This is a genomic window from Virgibacillus sp. DJP39 (genome assembly GCF_049310925.1).
Taxonomy (GTDB): Bacteria; Bacillota; Bacilli; order Bacillales; family Amphibacillaceae; genus Virgibacillus_F.
On sequence record NZ_JBMERP010000032.1, the window covers coordinates 19,392 to 40,086 of the forward strand.

Below are 20,695 nucleotides of genomic sequence, written 5' to 3' on the forward strand. Positions count from 1 at the left end.
CCTTCTGCATAAATCAGAAAGCTTTCACATAGATTGTATTTATTATTTATTTCTTTTTAGCTAGCCATTCTGCGAGAGCCTCTGCTTGAGGTTCTGGAACTAAACCAGCTGGCATTCCAGTTCCTTTACCATTAATAATAATATCTTTGATTTCTTCCTGGGAATATTCGCTTCCTACCTGAGTTAAATCTGGTCCCATTCCACCTGTTAAATCCGCTCCATGACATGTTATACAATTATTTTGGAAAATGGCGGAAGGATCCGTTGCGACTTCCTCTGGCTGATCTTTCTTTTCTCCGCCGCCTTCTTCTGCTTTTTTAATAGCTTCTTGTTGACCCAAGCCTACAAATGATATAACAATTACGACGAGTAATCCTATAATAGCAATAATAGCATATGGAATAACTGGGTTCTTTTTCATTGTGGTTCCTCCTTATGTAATCTTCATACTATGATTTTCCTAAAATATTGTTTGGTAAAAATTTTCTATTAGTTATTCCAGGAATTCTAGAACTCCTACTTCAAACTAATCTATAATTAGTTTACTTTAAAATCAATATAGTTTAAAGGGCTAAAATGTGACTAATTATAGAACAAAAACAAACTTTCTAACAGTATACCAAAAATACTTGCTATCTGTAGATATTTTAAATCAAGTTTCTTACCTAGTATAAACCAACTAACAAAATTAATTACGATAATTAGGTGAGTAGCAAAAATCAAATTCAAATATGTATCGATTAAAACTATCGACAACAAGAAAATTAATAATAAAAAAATCGCTAAAGCCAAATTATACCACATACTTTGCCGACGTTTGAATCCTTTAATTTCCCAAATTGAAGATAAAATAAAGATAAACAAAATTAGAATCTTTACATAGGGGGGGAAAAGCGTCGCATAGACGGCTAAGAGTGCAATAGGCAACAAAATAATTAATAGAAATAATTCTCCTGTTTTTAGCCATGATGAAGTATTTACCCAAGAAGTTTCAACTTTATTATCTTCTGTCTCATCCATATTCGTATATAACGCGAGAAGAAAGTCACAATAAACTTCAGGTAACATTTTATTTTTCTTCCAGTAATTTAACTCGTTGATAATCGTATTTTTTCGATTCTCAGTCAAACATGACCACCCCAATATAGATAGAAAACCTATATTTGATATAAAAAAGAAAGTGCATTAGAGTTTCACTACTGAACTTAGCTCAATATCGTTATAATAATAAGACCAACAGTCATTGACCCAGTAACTTGAGTCAATGACCGAAAATCATTTATTTTATTCAAGGAAATCTTTTAATCGTTTGCTTCTGCTTGGATGACGAAGTTTACGGAGTGCTTTGGCTTCGATTTGACGAATGCGTTCTCTTGTAACACCGAACACCTTTCCAACTTCTTCCAAAGTTCTGGTCCTACCATCATCCAAACCAAACCGTAATCGTAAAACATTTTCTTCTCTGTCTGTAAGAGTGTCAAGAACATCTTCAAGTTGTTCCTTTAACAGTTCATAAGCTGCATGATCTGATGGAGATACTGCTTCTTGATCCTCAATGAAATCACCTAAGTGGGAATCATCTTCTTCACCAATTGGTGTTTCAAGTGAGACAGGTTCCTGAGCAATTTTTAGAATATCACGAACCTTGTCAGGTGTTAATTCCATTTCATTACCTATTTCTTCAGGTGTTGGTTCACGTCCTATATCTTGAAGCAACTGACGTTGAACCCTAATTAGCTTATTGATTGTTTCAACCATGTGCACAGGGATTCTGATTGTTCGTGCCTGATCCGCAATTGCGCGCGTAATTGCTTGACGTATCCACCAAGTAGCATAAGTACTAAATTTAAAACCCTTACGGAAATCAAATTTTTCAACTGCTTTTATTAGTCCCATGTTACCTTCTTGAATAAGATCAAGAAATAACATACCTCGTCCAACATAACGTTTAGCGATACTTACAACTAGACGTAAGTTTGCCTCAGCAAGGCGTCGTTTGGCTTCTTCGTCACCTTTTTCAATCCGTGTGGCTAGCTCTATTTCATCGGCGGCAGATAGCAAATTAACGCGACCTATTTCTTTTAAATACATCCGAACTGGATCATTTATTTTTATACCAAGTGGGACACTCAAATCATTTAGATCAAATGTTTCTTCTTTTGAAATTTGTTGCATATTTGGATCATGCTCTGAATCACCAATTATTTCTACACCTTGTTCACCTAGGTACTCATAAAATTCATCCATTTGATCTGATTCTATTTCAAAATGAGATAGACGATCAGCGACTTCTTCATATGCCAATGTGCCGCGCTTTTTACCCATTTCAAGTAGCTGGTCCTTCGTTTGTTCAAGTGTTAATTCATTTTCGTTTTCTTTTGTTTGTGAAGGCATATTTTCGGCCATGAGTCCCCCTCCTTTCATGCTTTGTTTGTTGTCATTCTCAATTGTTGAGTTGTTTTTGAATTTCAATTATTTTCATTGCAATTTGTGCAGCCCTTATTGGGTCTTGTTGTTGTTCAGCTGACCTCTGCTCCTGTTTTAGCGACTTGATGGTAGCCATATCATTATTTTCAGCACGGATAAATCTGATATAATCATTAATTTCTTTATCACTAATGTTTTCATCAGTATAAATCATTGCAATTTCTATAACTAAATTTTTAATATCCTGGTCAGTTATTTTCTCAATAAAACGACTAACGTCTGCAGGGTGTTCCTCTTCATAGTATGCATAAAGATGTGTCACAATGATTTTGTGTACATCTATATTAAAAGCTGCTCCTATTTCCTCCTGCACTTTATCAGTTATGGCTCTATCTTTCAACATATATGCAATAAGCTGTTTTTCAGCATTTTGAAAGGCCGGTAACAATTTTTTTGTTTGATAATTATTATTAGCCCTATTAGTATATCTGTTCTTTTCTCTCTTATCCTTATTCTTCCCCACTTGTTTATGGTGTGAAAGCATATCCTGCTGTAATGTTTCTATAGATATATTGTGTTCATTACTTATCTCTCTTAAGTAATATTCCCGTTCGATGGAACTATCAATCATTGCTATTTCCTTAAGAAGGGAATCAATATATTTGAAACGATCATCTTCAAGACTTAAATTATAACTTCTTTTAATATAACGCATATAAAAAGATATATACGTTTCACTTGCTTTTATTACATCATTATGAAATGCCTCGTCACCATATGTATTAATATAGTCATCAGGATCCATTCCATCCTTTAGGCGAGCAATTTTCACATGACAACCAGCTTCTTTTAGTGTAGATGAAGCTTTATAAGTGGCTTCCACTCCGGCATCATCACCGTCATAACAAATAATTACGGTGTCAACATAACGCTTTAACAACTTTGCCTGGCTCGTTGTTAACGAGGTACCAAGTGTTGCTATGGCATTTTTAACACCTGACTGATAAGCGGATATAACATCCATATAACCTTCAAACAATACCGCTTCGCTTGCTTTTCTAATATATTTTTTAGCCAGATCAAAATTATACAAAAGCTTTCCTTTTTGAAATAGTTCACTTTCTGGGCTATTTAAATACTTTGGCTCACCATTTGATATGGTTCTACCACCAAAAGCAATTGTTTTACCAAGATGATTTCTTATTGGAAACATAACTCTTCCTCGAAATCGATCCGTAACTTTGTTGTCTTCTTCCAGTAAAACCAAACCCGCTTTTGCTAATATTTGCTGGTGAAAGCCTTTTTTCTTTAAGAATTCAGCAGTAAAGTCATTATCGTTTGGGGCGAAACCCAACTGAAACAAGTCCACCGTTTGCTCACTTATACCACGATCTTTAAAGTAGCTATAACCTGTTTTACCATCTTTGGTGAATCGTAATAAATGATGATATAGTTTTGTTAACCATTCATACGCTTCCAGCACACTCTGACTTTCCTTGGAGAGAGAACTCACTTCACTCGAAGCTGTCTCCGGTAAAGATATACCACTCTTTCCAGCTAAATACTCCATTGCTTCAAAAAAAGAGAATTGTTCAATCTCCATAACAAATGTAACTACATTACCGCCCTTCCCACACCCAAAACAATGGAAAATCTGTTTTTCCTGTGTAACTGAAAAGGAAGGCGTTTTTTCACCGTGAAATGGACATAAGCCAAAATAGTTTCGACCCTGTTTTTTTAACTGCACATATTCACCTATCACATCCACAATGTCATTTGCTTTTCGTACTTCTTCTATTGTTTCTTCTGGAATTTGATTCGGCATGTTTACCACCATATTTTATTATTCTGGATATAATGTGAAAACCCTGCAAGAAACGACAATATTTTTCCTGATTCGAAAAAAAAATTTCCTTCTGTAAGTTTAAACATAGAAGGAGTTCAATTTTGTTATGTCATGATAAAGTATGCAATGTTCCCACTATATTAACCGTTTTTTACCATTATTCCTCATGGAGTGACTACATAAACCTCCTTTAATAAGAATAAAACTAAAAAAGAGAATGCCATGTCCTACTAATTCTACATAAATAGAAGATATTCCTTCTTATCCACAGATGTTTTTTTGTTAAGCTAAATTAGAAATACAATAAGTACAAGAACATTTCGTAAGCACAAAAATTAATTATAAGGCATTTCTTACTAGATTACTAGTATTATATACTGTACAGATATGTATTAACATTAGAAAACCTTGACTGCACTTATGCAATAAGGAAAGTTTTTCTTTCCTTACTGCCAAAAAAGGCGGAAGCATTCTATCGTTTGCAATAGAATGCTCATTGTTACTATTAGTATGTTATTTTTTAATCATCTGTAATATGCTATTTGCTGTTTCCTCCACTGCTTTGTTCGACACATCAACCGTTTTGCATCCGATTTTAGTAACGATTTTTTCAAAGAACGCTAATTCCTGGTGTATTCTTTCCATATTAGCGTAGGTAGCTTTATCACCTAAGCCCAATGCCTTTAATCGTTCTTTTCTTATTTCATTCAATTTATCAGCAGTTATTTTTAAACCGATGCATTTATCTGGTGCTACTTCAAACAACTCATCTGGTGGATCTACCTCAGGTACTAACGGAACATTAGCGACCTTCAACCGTTTATGTGCTAGATACTGTGATAAAGGTGTTTTAGATGTTCTGGAAACCCCAATAAGAATAATATCTGCCCTTGAAATACCTCTAGGGTCACGGCCATCATCATATTTAACAGCAAATTCAATTGCTTCAACACGTTTGAAATAATCTTCATCCAACTGATGTACTAAACCCGCTTCAAGTCTTGGGGATGTTGAGAAAACACGCTCCATTGATTTCATCATAGGACCCATTATATCAATGGCTTCAACGTTAAGTTTTTCAGCTTCATTATTTAAATAATCACGTAACTTCGGTTCTACCAATGTAAAACCAATGATAGCACCTTTTTCTTTTGCAAGCTGTAGTGTTTCATCAATAATTACTGTATCTTCAACATAAGGTATACGATGAATTTTGTATTCCCCACCATTGAATTGACTTAATCCAGCCTTAATAACTAACTCAGCTGTCTCTCCGACAGAATCTGATAGAACGTAAACTAAAGGTTTCTTTCCCATAAGTGCTACCCCCTATAAATGATCTTCCATAATTAATTCTACAAAAGTTTTTGTTATCGTGGTTTTGGTTATTCTTCCTACAATTTCATTACCATTTTCTGTATCCTTAATAACTGGAATACCATCTATTTGTTTATTTATTAGTTTATTTGCAGCGTCTATAAGTAAATCATCTTTTCTGCAAAAAGTTATATTTGGCATCCGTGTCATGATAATGTGTACAGGTACATTTGTTAAATCCTGATTACCAATACTAGCACGCAGTAGATCCTTTCGAGATAAAACACCGGTTAGGCAAGTATTTTTATCAACAACAAATAATGTACCAACATCTTCTAAAAACATAGTAGAAATAGCGTCATATACAGACGCACTTTCATTCACAACGATTGGTATTGATTGAAAATCCCGTACTTTAAACTGTCTAACCTTTTCAGTTAATAGCTCTGAGCCAGTTTTACCGGTGTAAAAATACCCTACTCGAGGACGAGCATCCAGAAAATCTGCCATCGTTAAAATTGCCAGGTCAGGTCTAAGCGTTGCCCGTGTTAGTCCAAGACGCTGCGCTATATTTTCTCCAGTGATTGGTCCGTTTTCTTTTACGATTTCAATAATTTTTTCCTGTCTTGTAGATAAATCCACTATCTCACCACCCACACGCCTATTATGTCATACTATTTCTAAACATTATAGCCTATTTCGGATGGAAAAGACAAACAGAAAAATTTTTACAAGTATAGTACATCATTTAAAACTGTTGTTTCCATTCAATTTTGCTTAAGTCTGCATAAAGGTTTATTAAATCCGCTATTTTATTTAATAAGGCCATTCGGTTATGACGGATCAGAATGTTTTCAGTCATCACCATATTGTTTTCAAAAAAGTTATGAATTGGTTTAGCAAGCCCAGCTAATTGATCAATAGCTTCATTAGCATTCTTGTTTTCATTTGCTTCTTTAAATTTAAGTGCAATTTCTTCAAAATAACTAAAAAGTTCTTTCTCTGATTGTGTTTCAAAAAGTGAAGCGTTTATTTCTTCTGCTTCAGGTTCTTTCTTTGCTATATTCAGAACCCGAACTAAAGATTCATTTACCTCTTTAAATTTATCTTGATTTCGTTTATTAGCAAGCACTTTTGCCTTATTAACTGTGTAATGGAAAACACCAATACGCTTTTGTATTACCGCATCAATGATATCTGTTTCAATATTATTATTTTTCATTAGATGGTTTGCGCGTAAACGGAAGAAATCAGTTAAATCTTTTCTAATCTTTTCTTCATCGCCTTGTTCTATATCTAAATTCCGATAAATCCCTCTAGATATTTCTATCAAATCTTCCAGGGTAATATGCCATTTCTTTTCTTCCAAAATCCTTAATATCCCTACTGCTTGCCTACGTAACCCATATGGATCAGAAGAACCAGTTGGAATTAAGCCAATAGATATACAACCAACTATCGTATCTAACTTGTCAGCAACACTAACGATTGCACCTTCAACAGTTTCAGGAAGTGGGTCGTTTGCTTGTACTGGTAAATAATGTTCCCTTATTGCAGTTGCTACATGTTGTTCTTCGTCGTGATAAAGTGCATATTTCTCTCCAATTACCCCTTGTAAGTTCGTGAACTCATTTACCATGTTTGTCGCTAGGTCAAATTTACTTATTCCTGCTGCACGAATCGATTGTGCAGTAATAGCCTCGTTCGTTTCTAGTGACTTTGCCAAGCGAGTAGTTAATTTTGCCACCCGGTTAACTTTATCTGTAATGGTGCCTAATTTCTCCTGAAATACAACACGTTTAAGTTTTTCCTGATAAAAGTCGATAGAGTGTTTTCTATCCTCCTTATAGAAAAATTCTGCATCTGATAAACGAGCATGTATTACTTTTTCATTTCCTTTGATAACAGTTGAAATGTGATCATCATTCCCGTTTCTAACCCCTATAAATGTTGAAAGCAATATATCTTCATTTGACTTCACAGGAAAATAACGTTGATGAACTTTCATTGATGTGATTAGTACTTCACTAGGCAAATTTAGAAATGATTCTTCAAATGAACCTGCAAAGACAGTAGGATACTCTACTAAATTCCGTACTTCCTGCAGTAGATCATCCGTTACGATTACATTAAAATGATGTTTGTTTTCCAAATCTTTTATTTGAGCTAAAATTATTTCTTCACGCTCTTTAGCATTTACAACCACATAATTTTTTCTAAGTTCTTCCTGGTAGCTATCCGCATTCTTAAGGAGAACAGTTCCCCCTAAAAAGCGGTGGCCAAATGTATGATTTCCAGTCTGTACATTAGCCACCTCAAACGGTATTACTTCTCCATCGTAAAGTGCTACCAACCAACGAATTGGCCGTGCGTAACGCATGGACTGAGTTGCCCATCGCATGTTTTTTGGAAATTGTATTGATTCAATAACTGTATGAAATGATTGGAGTAAATCGAAAGTAGATTTACCTTCAATCCTTTTTTTAACAAAAATATAATCTGTATCTTTTATTTTTTTTGTATAAATATCTTCTGGCGTCTTACCATGGCCTTTCGTAAAGCCGATCGCAGCTTTTGACCAGTTCCCCTCTTGATCCTGTGCAATTTTCAATGCTGGTCCTTTCACTTCTTCTTCAATGGTTTCTTGTGATTCGGCACAGCCATTTATAATAATAGCTAAGCGTCTAGGTGTTGAAAATGATTCTACTAGGTCAAAAGAAAGACGTAACTCCGTAAGCCATTGTTCTGTAAGCTGCTTGAATTGAAGCTCTGCATCATCAATAAATCGTGCTGGTAATTCTTCCAGACCTATTTCTACTAATACATCTTTCGCCATTTATACTTCCTCCTTCTTAAGCATTGGGAAACCAAGCTTTTCCCGTTCTGCAACATATGTTTTAGCAATCGATCTAGCTAGATTTCTAACTCTTCCAATATAGCCAGTTCGTTCTGTTACGGAGATAACACCTTTTGCGTCCAATAAATTAAATGTGTGAGAACATTTCAGAACATAATCATATGCTGGGAAAACCAATCCTTTGTTCATAATGGTTTTCGCTTCCTTCTCGTACATAGCAAACAATTCAAATAACATATCGGTATCAGATTCCTCAAACGTGTAAGTAGAATGTTCATATTCTGGTTGGAAGAATATATCGTGAACAGTCACACCTTCTGTCCATTCCAAATCAAATACATTATCTTTATCTTGAATATAAGATGCAAGACGCTCTAAGCCGTATGTCAGCTCAACTGTTACGGGATTTGCTTCTAGCCCACCGATTTGTTGAAAATAGGTGAACTGGGTTATTTCCATTCCATCTAGCCAAACTTCCCAGCCTAGCCCAGCAGCGCCAAGTGTTGGGTTTTCCCAATTATCCTCTACAAATCGGATATCGTGCTCTAGCGGATCTACGCCGAGTGCCTTTAGAGAATCCAAATACAATTCTTGAATATTGTCTGGTGAAGGTTTCATAATTACCTGGAATTGGTGGTGCTGATACAAGCGATTAGGATTTTTCCCATATCTTCCATCAGCTGGCCTTCTTGATGGTTCGACGTAAGCCACATTCCAGGGTTCAGGTCCAAGACTGCGGAGTAATGTCATAGGTGACATAGTTCCCGCTCCTTTTTCTACGTCATACGCTTGCATAAGGATACAATTTTGGTCTGACCAGTAAGCTTGCAATGTTAAAATCATCTGTTGAATATTCACTACTTAACTCCCTTTCATATTCCACTTTATTTTAGAAAAATCAGGCAACAAAAAATCCGTCCCTATGTCTAAAAAACTTAGACATAGGGACGGATTAGTTCCGCGGTTCCACCCTACTTGCTTTGTCTTACACAAAGCCACTTTAGTTAATATGCTCAGGAGTTCCTTCTCTCTTGATCTACTGCCTGGCTCCCACTATCCCAGGATCGCTTCCTAATAGACGACAAAAGATACTTTTCTCCTTCATAGCACCTGTTCTGTTTTAAATATGTACAAATCATAGCCTATTTCTTTGCACTTTGTCAATCGGCTTAACCTTACTTCAATACTTCAATTGATCAATTTGTCTCAGAAACTTTTTTGATTTTAGAAAGTAACCACCATATTGATCATAATAAGCATCTAATAAATTTCGCAATAAGACCTTATTTTCCTCTTTTATTGTAATTGTGCCAACCTGCTCAAGACCTACTTCTAAAAAAACCCTTAGTAGCTTCGCAATTGATTTAGGCAGTCCAATTGCCATTGGGTCAATAAATGTACACCGGTTACATAATAACCCACCTTCTGCTATTGAAAAGCTTACTAAGTCTTCTCTTCGATTACAGTTAAGACAGTTATCTACTATGGGGGAAAACCCACCTTTTTTAAATAACTTAAGTTCATACATCATTATCGGAATATCTGCTTCTTCATTTTCTGAAATCCAGGTCATTGTTTTGGATAACTGATCATATATATAATAATCAGGTTCTTGTAAGTCAACTAGTTTGTCGGTCAATTCTACGATATAAGCTGCATAAGCAGTTTTTATTATATCTTCACGAATTGCCCTATTCGAATTTAGAATTTCAGCTTGTTGAATGGTACTTAAACCTTTACTTATATATACGAAAAACTCACCATGAATGAATGGCTGCGTAACAGCAGCCATCCTACTTTTTGTCTTTTTAGCACCCCTGGCTAATCCGGAAAACTTGCCAACCTTTTTACTAAAAATCGTTACAATTTTATGCGTTTCACCATAATCCTGTGTTTTGATAACAATACCTTCTATTTTTTCAAGCACACAGTCTCACCTTTACTTTCTCATCCTGTCCATTCAAATCAATACAATGATTTGACCTATTGCAACCTATTTATTACATTTTTGTGTTCATCTCGTCACTAACTTCATTGTCACTTTGCGTGGAAGAGCCATCTGAATCATTTTCTAGCTCTTTCCATAATAAATAGGTTTCAATGTTTCCTGTATGACTAAATAATCTCCAGGTTAAGTCTATCACAAGAAACCCCACCTTTCTTTAACATGTTTGTTTAAGAACTTACGTTTATTTTGACCACACATTGATAAAGCATGAGATTTAAATATTACCATGTTTAATATTCGTCACTACGGAACCCATATTCTTTTAACTGGGTTTGCTTATTTCGCCAATCCTTTTTAACCTTGATCCATAGCTCCAGATAAACTTTAGACCCTAACAATGCCTCAATATCTTTTCTCGCATTTTTACCTATATTTTTCAACATATTTCCTTGCTTTCCAATCAAAATTCCTTTTTGCGTACTTCGTTCAGTTATAATAATTGCCTGGATAAATACCGCATTTGATTCTCGTTTTTCAATATTTTCAATTACAACAGCAATAGAATGGGGGATTTCCTCATGAGTAAGCTGTAAAACCTTTTCACGAATTAATTCACCAATAATAAATCTTTCAGGATGGTCTGTGACCTGATCTTCCGGGTAGAATTGTGGTCCTTCTGGTAGTTTTTCTTTTAAAACATCTAATAAATGATCTACATTGTTACCTTCTAACGCTGAAATCGGAATAACTTCCTCGAACTTATGCTTATCCTTATATTTTTCAATTAAAGGAAACAATTCATCCGGATGGATTAAATCAATTTTATTGATAATTAAATATACTGGCCTCTTAACTTCTTGCAGACGATCTAAAATGTATTGATCACCTTTACCATATCCTTCTTTTGCATTAATCATAAACAAAATTGCATCCACTTCATTAAGTGTGTTTTCAGCTATTTTAACCATGAAATCCCCAAGACGATGTTTTGGTTTATGAATTCCTGGCGTGTCGATAAACACTAGCTGTGAGTCTTGATCGGTCAATACCCCTTGTATCTTATTTCTGGTTGTTTGTGGTTTATCACTCATTATAGCGATTTTTTGACCGATAACACGGTTCATAAAAGTTGATTTACCAACATTTGGTCTTCCAATTATAGCAACGAAACCTGATTTAAATGAATTCATGACTGACCTCCGAGGCGTTTTGTCTGGTTATCTATTCTCTTAGATAACCGCATTTTTTAATGTACATTAATAATACTATAAAAACTATCTACTTTCACGTATTCGACAAAACAATTGAAAACAATACAGAATCACACATATCATGCCATAGTATAAGTCTGTATATAACCAACCAAAGAACATACTTTCTTTACCGACAAAATATGATTTTAGAAGTTCGAAACTAATAGTGATTTATTTTTGTTTGAGTCAACTTGGCTTGTTGCCAATTTTTATAGCTGAAGCCCAATTTACACTTATGCAGAAAGAAACATTTATACATACTTTCTTTACTGTCTAAAAAAACCCGTTTTTTAAACGAGTTTTTTAGAAATACAACATATATAATTTTGGAATAAATAGTACACATCCTATAACAAATGCAGTGACTGCAGCGATTAAAACCGCACCAGCGGCAATATCTTTTATTACCTTTGCAGAAGGATGGATCTCAGGTTTCAGGTAATCGATTAGCTTTTCAATAGCAGAATTAGTTGTTTCTGTTACGAGAACAAGTCCAATAGCTAAAAATATGATTGCCCACTCTACTGTAGACAGTTTCGTCAATAAACCAGCCAAAACAACGACGATGGCAGCTGCTAAATGAAGACGAAAATTACGTTCTTTTTTAACCATTTCAATTAATCCATTCCAAGCATAGGAGAATCCAATTGATTTTTTTTTATCTTGTAAGTTCAAAGGCATCTAAAATTTCCTCTTGTTTTTGAAACATTTTCTTTTCATCTTCGTCATTCATATGATCATAACCTAACAAATGCAGAAATCCGTGTAGAGTCAAAAATCCCAATTCACGTTCGAAGCTATGATTATATTCGTCAGCTTGTTCCACAGCACGTTCAACTGATATTACTATATCACCCAGCATTAACGGCATATCTTCACCAACAATATTTAACTCATCCTCCATTGTTTCCTGAAGGGCAAATGATATAACATCAGTTGGTTTGTCCTGTTGTCTATAATTCCGATTGAGCTCTTGTATTTCTTTATCTGTAACAAAATTAACAGACGTCTCTGCTTCTTGCGTAATTCCCTCTTTTTCAGCTGCGAAAATTAATAAACGTTGTAGCATATCAATGTAATCGCTCGTTACTTTATTCGTTTGGTCATGAAAATCAATAAACATTTTCACTTTGCCTCCTTTGTTGGATATTGGATCCTTGAGTGAAAAATACCTTTTAATGCCTCACATATTGTTCGGTGAATCTTTTTTAACTCGTTTAAGGTTAATGGACTGTCATCCAATTGTCCATCCATTAATCGGTCATTAATAATAGACGAGACAATTTCTTCGATTTTCTCTTCAGTTGGTTCCTTAAGGGAGCGTACTGCCGCCTCGACAGAGTCACAAATACAAACTATTGCTGCTTCCTTAGTTTTTGGTATCGGACCAGGGTACCTGAATGATTTTTCATTTACCAACTTATTGTTTTCTTTTTCTTTGAAATAAAAAAACTTTAATAACGTTGTACCATGGTGCTCTTTTGCAATAGCAACTATCTCCTTAGGAAACCGATGTTTTTTCAGCAGTGCTGCACCATCATAAGGATGATTGATAATAATCTCCGCACTGTGTTTTGGCTTCATGGAATCATGCGGATTTTTTATTGATAACTGATTTTCAATGAAAAACTGAGGTCTTTCTGTTTTACCTATATCGTGGTAATATGCCCCCACCCTTGCCAGTAGACCATTTGCTCCAATGGCATCACATGCTGTTTCACTTAAATTTGCGACCATTATAGAGTGATGATAAGTACCAGGTGCTTCTGTCAGTATTTTTCGTAACAATGGCTGATTTGGACTAGCAAGTGAAATTAGTTTATTGTCAGATAAAATTCCTAAACTGGTTTCGAAAAATGGAAGTAGCCCTATCGCAAATACAACAGACAGAATTGCTGCAGCAAATCCTAAGCCAGTCTGAATAAATAAGTCACTTAAGGTATATTTTTCAAAGGACAAAAATAAAAATATTAGTACAGCCAAAACATTTACAATGCTCATTCCTAAACCAGCTTTTAGAATTGCTAAACGATCCTTTACATTCATTAGAAAAATAATTCCAGCTAATTGAGAAAAGAAGAAATAAATACCTGCTTCTACATTTAAGGATCCTGGTATTTGGTTGTTAAATAGTATACTGCCCAACACAGCGTATATCCCCGCAAGAACTATCGCAAATCTCTCATTTATCAGTTGTTTAACAAGCAATACACCCGTAGCAACAGGCGCAACAAAAAACAACTGATTTACTTGGGTAACATACAGGCTGATTACCTTCATAATCGATACAACTACAAAACTTATTATTAACACGGATGCTAGTTTCCCTTTGTCCATCTTTTTTTGACCGGACAATTCGACTACCTCATAGGTGACAATTCCTATAATTAATAGAATTAATAGCGCAAGTCCTATGACGGGATATACATTTCTTTCTTTATTTAGCAGTCCTACTAATTTTAACTCTTCAAACAATTGATCAGTAATTGTTTGTCCTTCCCTGACAATGATTTCCCCCGCTCGAATTACAACTGGATCAACATTGTGTGCAGCTTCCTTTCTAGCATTTAAGGTTTTCTCAACATCATAGAAAGAATTTTCCACCACTGCAAAATCAGTTAGTGTGATCAATGCTTGTCTTACATCAGTATCTAGTTGTGAATATGTTAACGTCTGGATTACTTCAGTAGTTGAACTTTGAACGTTTTCCATACGGACACCTTTGTTTAACGTTTCCTTTAATGATTCAACAAATACTTTTTCCCCTTTTTCTCTTTGGCTAGGAGTTGAATTGACTAAACGCAATAAAACACCTTTATCAATGGATTCGACTATTTCAGATGATAAAATCTGTTGTAGTAGCTGGACTTTTTCCTGACTGCCTAAAATCATCCCTTCATTGTTATTCTCGGAACTTTGAATTTCAATGGATTTTTTTTCCTCAACCTTTGCCACAGCATCAAAAATTTCATTTATGTAGTTAATCTGCTCTTCATTTATTTCAGTAGATACATTGTATCTATCATCTACTGCCTGAACAGCTTCCCGAGTTTTACGTTTTGTTTCTTGTTCATTTTGAATTGTAATTGGTGAACGGATCGTTTCATTTGCACTGCTAAATCTTTCTATGTTGTAAGTTTCTGTATGAACGTTATTTAATGTCATCAGGAAAAATAAAACCCCTAAAACAAGCATAGGAAAAATAATTGGTATCCATTTTGTTTTATGGGTAAAAAATGATTTTAATCTGTTTCGCAGATTCATTATCCATTCACCTCAGATAGTAAAAATAAGCCCTTATTGATTATTTATCTAGGGCTTATTTATTACGTTTGGGAAATACAGATTTACATATGCAACGTTTTTAATTTTAAAATTTCCTTCACAGTTCAACTATCCTTATTGGATTCATAAGCATGAATTATCCGCTGGACCAACGGGTGTCTTACAACATCTGTCTGTGTTAAATGGATGAAATTTATTCCTTTCACGCCTGCCAACAATTTATCAGCAATCCTCAACCCGGAATTTACTCCCTTAGGTAAGTCTACCTGTGTTACATCTCCTGTTACAACCATTTTTGAACCAAAGCCTAACCGCGTTAAAAACATTTTCATTTGTTCAGGTGTAGTGTTTTGCGCCTCATCCAAAATAACAAATGCATCATCCAGAGTTCGGCCTCTCATGTAAGCTAGCGGGGCTATTTCAATTGTTTCTCTCTCAATTAGCCTAACAGTATGCTCAGCGCCTAGCACATCATGAAGGGCGTCGTATAACGGTCTTAAGTAGGGGTCTACCTTTTCTTTAAGATCACCAGGTAGAAAACCTAAACTTTCTCCAGCTTCAACCGCAGGACGCGTCAGGATAATACGTTTAACCATTCCATTTTTCAAAGCATGGACCGCCATTACTACAGCCAAATAAGTTTTTCCGGTACCAGCTGGGCCAATTCCAAAAACAAGGTCGTTTGCCCTAATTGCACTCACGTATTTTTTTTGCCCCAAGGTCTTAACTCTTATTGATTTACCTTTAACGTTTTTAGTTATTTCATCCTCGAATAAGGTTTCAAATTGATTGATTTTTCCTTCTTTTGCTAGTTCAATAGCATATACCACATCACGCTCAGCAATTGTTAAACCTTTACGAATGATAACAAGCAATGTTAAAAGGATATCTTGAGTTAACGCGCTTGATTCTTCCGTGCCAGAAACACTTACTTTCTCTCCTCTAGTCACAATAGAAACATCAAGTTTGTCCTCAATTTGTTTGAGAAACTTATCGTTTGTCCCAAATAACGCCAATGCTTCATTTGTATCATTTAAGTGCAAATCAACTGTGTTTAAATTTGTCGACATAATCAGTCTCCTTGAGTTATAGGTACGGATTTGGCAATATTTTCTTCTACCGTCAAATATAAGATTAATTTTACTTTACCATTCCCAGTTGTTTCATGCAAAACTTTTTCAGAAATAACTTTTGCATTTTTGTCAAGATGTAATAATAACTCCTTTTTTGCTTGTTCTATGCCAACTGCAATTGCCTTATTTTTTGTACGGTTTTCTTTTCTGTACTTTTTCTCGTGTCTTACAGATTCTAGCACGTTGATCGGTAATTCCCAATTGAAGAAATGCAGAGGTGTTCGATTTACGTCTGTTTGTATATGTTTAAATTCACTACTACCGAAGCCCCAAAAGGGGATATCCAGGTTTCCTATCTCTAAATAAAGCTTTTTGTCTTGTTCTCCAGTTAACTCTTCATATTCTGCTTGTAAAGGTATAGTAACAGAAACTTCGTACCAAGTTTTGGCAACTACTTCACCTTGTGCTTCCACTAATGAGTCTTTTTCTTTTTTACTTTCTTTATCTTTTTCATTTTCTCCACTAATATTCCCCGAAACCAATATATCACCAGCCTCAACAAAATCGTATATATTTACTTTTGGCAATCCCTTAGAAATGTACATATACGTAATGACACCTTCTTTTGTTGCGACTAAGTTACTTGGGCCTTTCACTTCCTTCTTTTCAACAATAGTTTTCTCTACTACTTCAATTTGAAAGGTTGTCCCCTTTTTTTCAACACCTACCCACAAAAGCTCAGGGATATCATGTAATAACTGTTGCTGAATGGCACTTGGAGAATCCAATGAAAAACCCAAGGCACCGGTATGAATACCATATGTGTTTAATTGTTTAGTTATTTTTTTTTCTATATCTTTTGGTACACCATTTATTTTAATGTCCCAAATAATGTTGGATAAATACAAAATTAATAAAAGACAAACACCTATACTTATGATAAATTCCTTTCTGCTCATTAGTTTTTTTATAAGGAAAGGAATTCCTTTCCTTTGTGTTACCGATATGGTGTACAGATCATTATTTTGTACATTTTCAAGCTCCCCCAAGTCCTGTAATCTTATTTTCCCTTCACATAACGTGTTTGATTTTTTTATTACATTCCACACCACTATTTCCTGATTTACACATTGTTGCAAAAACAACTCGGGGTTAGTGCCTTCAACTAATATAGTTACATAACCTGTTAGAAATGAACCCTGTATATGCTTCATTGCTACCTCCTTCTTTAGCTGGTAATATAAGATACGTCTTTAACTTTTCCTTCTAGTAACAATTCCTGTGGTAACATCATTTTAAGTACAAACCCCGTGCCGGAAATTTTGATCATCCCTGTATTTGCTTTTACAATAAGTTCTGTGTCAGAGTAAACAATTAACCCCTTATGATTTTCTACATACACGTGAAGTTGCCCGAGGATTGTAATTCGCGGCATATCAGAAACTATGTCAGAAGGAAGTGCAAATTGATTCATTACCCAAGGCAGGAATCGTTGGTGTTTTTTTGTCAAATGTGCAACCTCCTTTTACCTTCATATTTATGAATAAACCCTTTAAATAAGAACATAAAGTCAAACTTCATTCAGCAAGAAAATTGATTCTAACAAAGCGAATAAGGTTTTTACTGGCTGTTATCAGTTGTTGTACTAATTGAATCTGAGAGCCAATAAAAAAAGCCCCCAAAGATTGAGTGTGATACTCAGCCTTCGGAGGCTTAAACTTAATGTATACGTTTTACCTTCTGCGTTCAGAAGCAATACTTTTATATGGCTTTTTTGCTCTTGGTGCACCTAAAACTTCGGACATAATAACACCATTCACCAATCCCTGTTTGGATAGATTGTTACTTACTTGCTTCTTCAAACGATTATTTTTATGTGAGTTATATGATGGTGTTACAGATTTTTTTCTTGGTATTGCATCATGTTTTCCATTATCGATTGCGTGGTGGGTAGACTGATTATCAACTGACATGGTTTCATGGTCCTGTCGTTCTTTAGTTGACTCATCATAACTGCCACTATATCCACCAGATGGAGTCGAGCTTGGTTTCGGGTTCGAAGCGGAATATGGATTGTTTTTCTCATTTCCTTTGCTGCTTCGGTCTTTTAAAAAACCAGCTATTCCACCGACAATAGCTAAAATGATTAGTATATTTCCAAAAACTGTGTCTAAGATTCCATCCATTATACCCCTCCTGAATTCAGTTGACAGGTATTATTTTTCACTATCGGTATTTTTTTCGTCAGACAGTTTGCCAATTGTATCTCTCATATCTGTATCGGCGTCAATGTTTTTGTAATTCATATAATCCATTACACCCATATTACCAGAGCGTAGTGCTTCAGCGAGTGCTTTTGGAACTTCTGCTTCAGCTTCCACAACAAATGCACGCATTTCCTGAACTCGTGCAACCATTTCCTGTTCTTGTGCAACAGCCATTGCACGTCTTTCTTCTGCTTTTGCCTGTGCAATACTCTTATCTGCCTCTGCCTGATCCGTTTGTAGTATTGCTCCAATATTCTTTCCAATATTTATATCCTCAATATCAATTGAAAGTATTTCAAATGCAGTACCTGCGTCAAGACCTCGATCCAAAACAGTTCTTGAAATACTGTCTGGATTCTCTAAAACTTTTGCATGTGTCTTAGAACTACCAATTGTACTTACAATACCTTCTCCGACACGAGCAAGAACTGTTTCTTCACCAGCACCACCAACAAGACGGTCAATATTCGCACGTACTGTAATACGCGCTTTCGCTTTTACTTCAATTCCGTCCATTGCAATACCTGCAATAAAAGGAGTATCAATAACTTTTGGATTAACACTCATTTGAACAGCTTGTAATACATCTCTACCAGCAAGATCAATTGCCGCGCCACGTTCAAATTTTAACTCAATATTTGCTCTGTGGGCTGCTATTAATGCATTGACAACCCTGTCCACATTACCTCCAGCTAGGTAATGACTTTCAAGTTGATTTGTGTTCAAGTCCAAACCTGCTTTATACGCTTTTATAAGCGGGTTAATTACACGCGATGGGACAACTCGACGCAATCGCATACCTACTAATGTAAAAATACCAACTTTTACCCCCGCTGCTAAAGCACTAATCCATAACATTACAGGTATAAAGGTAAACAATACTGCAACAACTATTAATATAATACCAATTATAATTAATGGCATAAACTCCTGTATTTCCATCATTTAAATTCCTCCTATTATTTTATAACTCTCTTACTACAATTCTTGAACCTTCAACCCTAACAATTTTTAATGGTTTATCCTTTTGAATAAATCGCCCTTCAGAAACCACATCCAATCGTTCTTCATCAAAACGTGCAGTTCCTGATGGCCTGAGCGCTGTTAGCGAAAGACCTTCAAGGCCAATTAACTCAAGACGATTTACTGTAGACACATAACCCAGTTCAGTAGATGTTGTATCTTTTAAGATTATGTGCCGAAAGAGCCCTTTTTCCATACCAATGCTTCTAAACAAAATAACAGATGCAATAATTGACAGGATAAAAGCAATTCCAATGCTCATCGCCATGTGTCCCATGTCCTGACCTGACATAAACAATGAGGCCACTACACATCCAATACCTAGTAAGCCAACTATACCACCAGGTACAAAAAACTCAGCTATAATCAAGACAAGACCTAATATTAATAAAATAATGGCTTCCATACCAGCCAAACCGGCTATTATATGTCCATAGAAAAACAACACCAAAGACAAAAGCCCCAAAATACCAGGTATTCCAAATCCTGGTGAAAAAACCTCAGCAATTAAACCTAAACTTGCAATAGATAGTAATATTGGAATAACAATTGGATTTGTTAAAAACCGCGCAAGTTCTTCAGAAAAAGTAGGTTGCATTTCAACTATAGTAGCATTATTAATCCCTAGCTCATTAAACAACTCAGTACGATCCTCTACTATACCAGAAGAATAACCCACCTCTAAAGCAGACTTTGGCCCTAGAGTTAAATATTTTCCAGTGGGCGCCCCTAGTTCTGGTAAATCAATCTCTGGATTTGCCATAGCTGCTGCGTATTTGGGGTCTCTTCCTTTTGATTCTGCCGCGCTTTTCATAGCTGCTAACCAAGCAGACTGTGCCTTTTTATTAGCCGCAGTCCCGTCTGAATTAATAACACCACTAGCTCCCATCGTTGCATGAGGTTTCATATATATCGTATCTGTATTCAATGCTATATAAGAGCCAGCAGATAGCGCTTTGTTGACGACAAAAGCAACTGTTTTAGTGTCGAGATTCTGGATAAGTTCCGCAATCTGTCCCGCAGCGTCTACCCTACCACCAGGGGTGTCTATCTCAAAGATAATATACTCAGCACCTTCTGCCTCTGCAGTCTCTGTTGCTCTTGAAAGGAAAGCTTTTAATCCTTGCTCTACCGTGTCTTCAATTGGAATGATGTATACTAACCCGCCTTCACTGGAAGGTTCAGCCTTACTTGAGTTGTTGAATAAAAAAAGAAAAGCTATGAATATGGTTGATACTAAAATCAGATATGTAGTGAGCTTTTTGTAAAACACACCTATTCACCTCCTTTTGCCCTTATATGTTATACGGGATAACCGGTAATTTAGTTTCATTAACTTATATAACTTATTTTGATAGTATCACAAAATACTAATATTAGCCTAAGTCAGTTCTTTATT

General features: G+C 35.5%; 20 protein-coding genes and 1 other annotated feature. All 20 genes read right to left on the reverse strand.

The genetic code is table 11. From position 1 onward, the window contains the following. Nucleotides 1–46 precede the first annotated feature (46 nt). Complete coding sequence (cccA, locus tag ACOI1D_RS11820; protein WP_422501490.1) at nt 47–421, reverse strand: cytochrome c550; 375 nt, start codon at nt 419–421, stop codon at nt 47–49. Nucleotides 422–582: 161 nt separating this feature from the next. Then, nucleotides 583–1,128, reverse strand: coding sequence for a hypothetical protein (locus ACOI1D_RS11825; protein ID WP_422501491.1), 546 nt, complete (start codon nt 1,126–1,128; stop codon nt 583–585). A gap of 156 nt (nt 1,129–1,284) precedes the next feature. Further along, on the reverse strand, nt 1,285–2,406 hold the full coding sequence (gene rpoD, locus ACOI1D_RS11830) for an RNA polymerase sigma factor RpoD (protein WP_422501492.1): 1,122 nt from the start codon (nt 2,404–2,406) through the stop codon (nt 1,285–1,287). Nucleotides 2,407–2,443: 37 nt separating this feature from the next. Beyond that, nucleotides 2,444–4,252 carry a DNA primase gene (dnaG, locus tag ACOI1D_RS11835; protein ID WP_422501493.1) on the reverse strand — a complete coding sequence of 603 codons (1,809 nt, stop codon included), beginning with the start codon at nt 4,250–4,252 and terminating at the stop codon, nt 2,444–2,446. A 534-nt stretch (nt 4,253–4,786) separates the two neighbouring features. Next, the gene (locus tag ACOI1D_RS11840; protein WP_422501494.1) at nt 4,787–5,590 is read right to left on the reverse strand and encodes a pyruvate, water dikinase regulatory protein; all 804 of its coding nucleotides are present in this window, start codon (nt 5,588–5,590) and stop codon (nt 4,787–4,789) included. Between the two features lie 12 nt (nt 5,591–5,602). Then, nucleotides 5,603–6,232: a helix-turn-helix transcriptional regulator gene (locus ACOI1D_RS11845; protein WP_422501495.1), complete on the reverse strand. Its 630-nt coding sequence runs from the start codon at nt 6,230–6,232 to the stop codon at nt 5,603–5,605. 106 nt (nt 6,233–6,338) lie between these two features. Next, nucleotides 6,339–8,426, reverse strand: coding sequence for a glycine--tRNA ligase subunit beta (gene glyS / locus ACOI1D_RS11850; protein ID WP_422501496.1), 2,088 nt, complete (start codon nt 8,424–8,426; stop codon nt 6,339–6,341). Further along, nucleotides 8,427–9,305 (reverse strand): glycine--tRNA ligase subunit alpha, encoded by an 879-nt coding sequence (gene glyQ / locus ACOI1D_RS11855; protein WP_422501497.1) that lies wholly within the window; start codon nt 9,303–9,305, stop codon nt 8,427–8,429. 82 nt (nt 9,306–9,387) lie between these two features. Then, nucleotides 9,388–9,561, reverse strand: a binding site (T-box leader). A gap of 66 nt (nt 9,562–9,627) precedes the next feature. Further along, nucleotides 9,628–10,374 (reverse strand): DNA repair protein RecO, encoded by a 747-nt coding sequence (gene recO, locus ACOI1D_RS11860; RefSeq protein ID WP_422501498.1) that lies wholly within the window; start codon nt 10,372–10,374, stop codon nt 9,628–9,630. A gap of 73 nt (nt 10,375–10,447) precedes the next feature. After that, nucleotides 10,448–10,591: a YqzL family protein gene (locus tag ACOI1D_RS11865; protein ID WP_422501499.1), complete on the reverse strand. Its 144-nt coding sequence runs from the start codon at nt 10,589–10,591 to the stop codon at nt 10,448–10,450. A 94-nt stretch (nt 10,592–10,685) separates the two neighbouring features. After that, nucleotides 10,686–11,585, reverse strand: coding sequence for a GTPase Era (gene era, locus ACOI1D_RS11870; protein WP_422501500.1), 900 nt, complete (start codon nt 11,583–11,585; stop codon nt 10,686–10,688). 366 nt (nt 11,586–11,951) lie between these two features. Further along, entirely contained in the window at nt 11,952–12,329 is a 378-nt protein-coding gene (locus tag ACOI1D_RS11875) for a diacylglycerol kinase family protein (RefSeq protein WP_422501501.1), read from the reverse strand. Beyond that, entirely contained in the window at nt 12,307–12,771 is a 465-nt protein-coding gene (gene ybeY / locus ACOI1D_RS11880; protein WP_422501502.1) for an rRNA maturation RNase YbeY, read from the reverse strand. Before ybeY ends, ACOI1D_RS11875 begins: the two co-directional genes overlap by 23 nt. Before the next feature lie 2 nt (nt 12,772–12,773). After that, nucleotides 12,774–14,912 carry an HD family phosphohydrolase gene (locus ACOI1D_RS11885; protein ID WP_422501503.1) on the reverse strand — a complete coding sequence of 713 codons (2,139 nt, stop codon included), beginning with the start codon at nt 14,910–14,912 and terminating at the stop codon, nt 12,774–12,776. Between the two features lie 125 nt (nt 14,913–15,037). Continuing rightward, on the reverse strand, nt 15,038–16,003 hold the full coding sequence (locus tag ACOI1D_RS11890) for a PhoH family protein (protein ID WP_422501504.1): 966 nt from the start codon (nt 16,001–16,003) through the stop codon (nt 15,038–15,040). Between the two features lie 2 nt (nt 16,004–16,005). Continuing rightward, nucleotides 16,006–17,220 (reverse strand): sporulation protein YqfD, encoded by a 1,215-nt coding sequence (gene yqfD / locus ACOI1D_RS11895; RefSeq protein ID WP_422501505.1) that lies wholly within the window; start codon nt 17,218–17,220, stop codon nt 16,006–16,008. A 14-nt stretch (nt 17,221–17,234) separates the two neighbouring features. Continuing rightward, complete coding sequence (gene yqfC, locus ACOI1D_RS11900; protein WP_422501506.1) at nt 17,235–17,516, reverse strand: sporulation protein YqfC; 282 nt, start codon at nt 17,514–17,516, stop codon at nt 17,235–17,237. Nucleotides 17,517–17,739: 223 nt separating this feature from the next. After that, on the reverse strand, nt 17,740–18,192 hold the full coding sequence (locus ACOI1D_RS11905) for a hypothetical protein (protein ID WP_422501507.1): 453 nt from the start codon (nt 18,190–18,192) through the stop codon (nt 17,740–17,742). A 30-nt stretch (nt 18,193–18,222) separates the two neighbouring features. Beyond that, a complete protein-coding gene (floA, locus tag ACOI1D_RS11910; protein ID WP_422501509.1) occupies nt 18,223–19,215 on the reverse strand; it encodes a flotillin-like protein FloA in 993 nt (330 codons plus the stop codon). Nucleotides 19,216–19,237: 22 nt separating this feature from the next. Next, on the reverse strand, nt 19,238–20,569 hold the full coding sequence (locus ACOI1D_RS11915; RefSeq protein ID WP_422501508.1) for an NfeD family protein: 1,332 nt from the start codon (nt 20,567–20,569) through the stop codon (nt 19,238–19,240). Nucleotides 20,570–20,695: the final 126 nt, after the last annotated feature.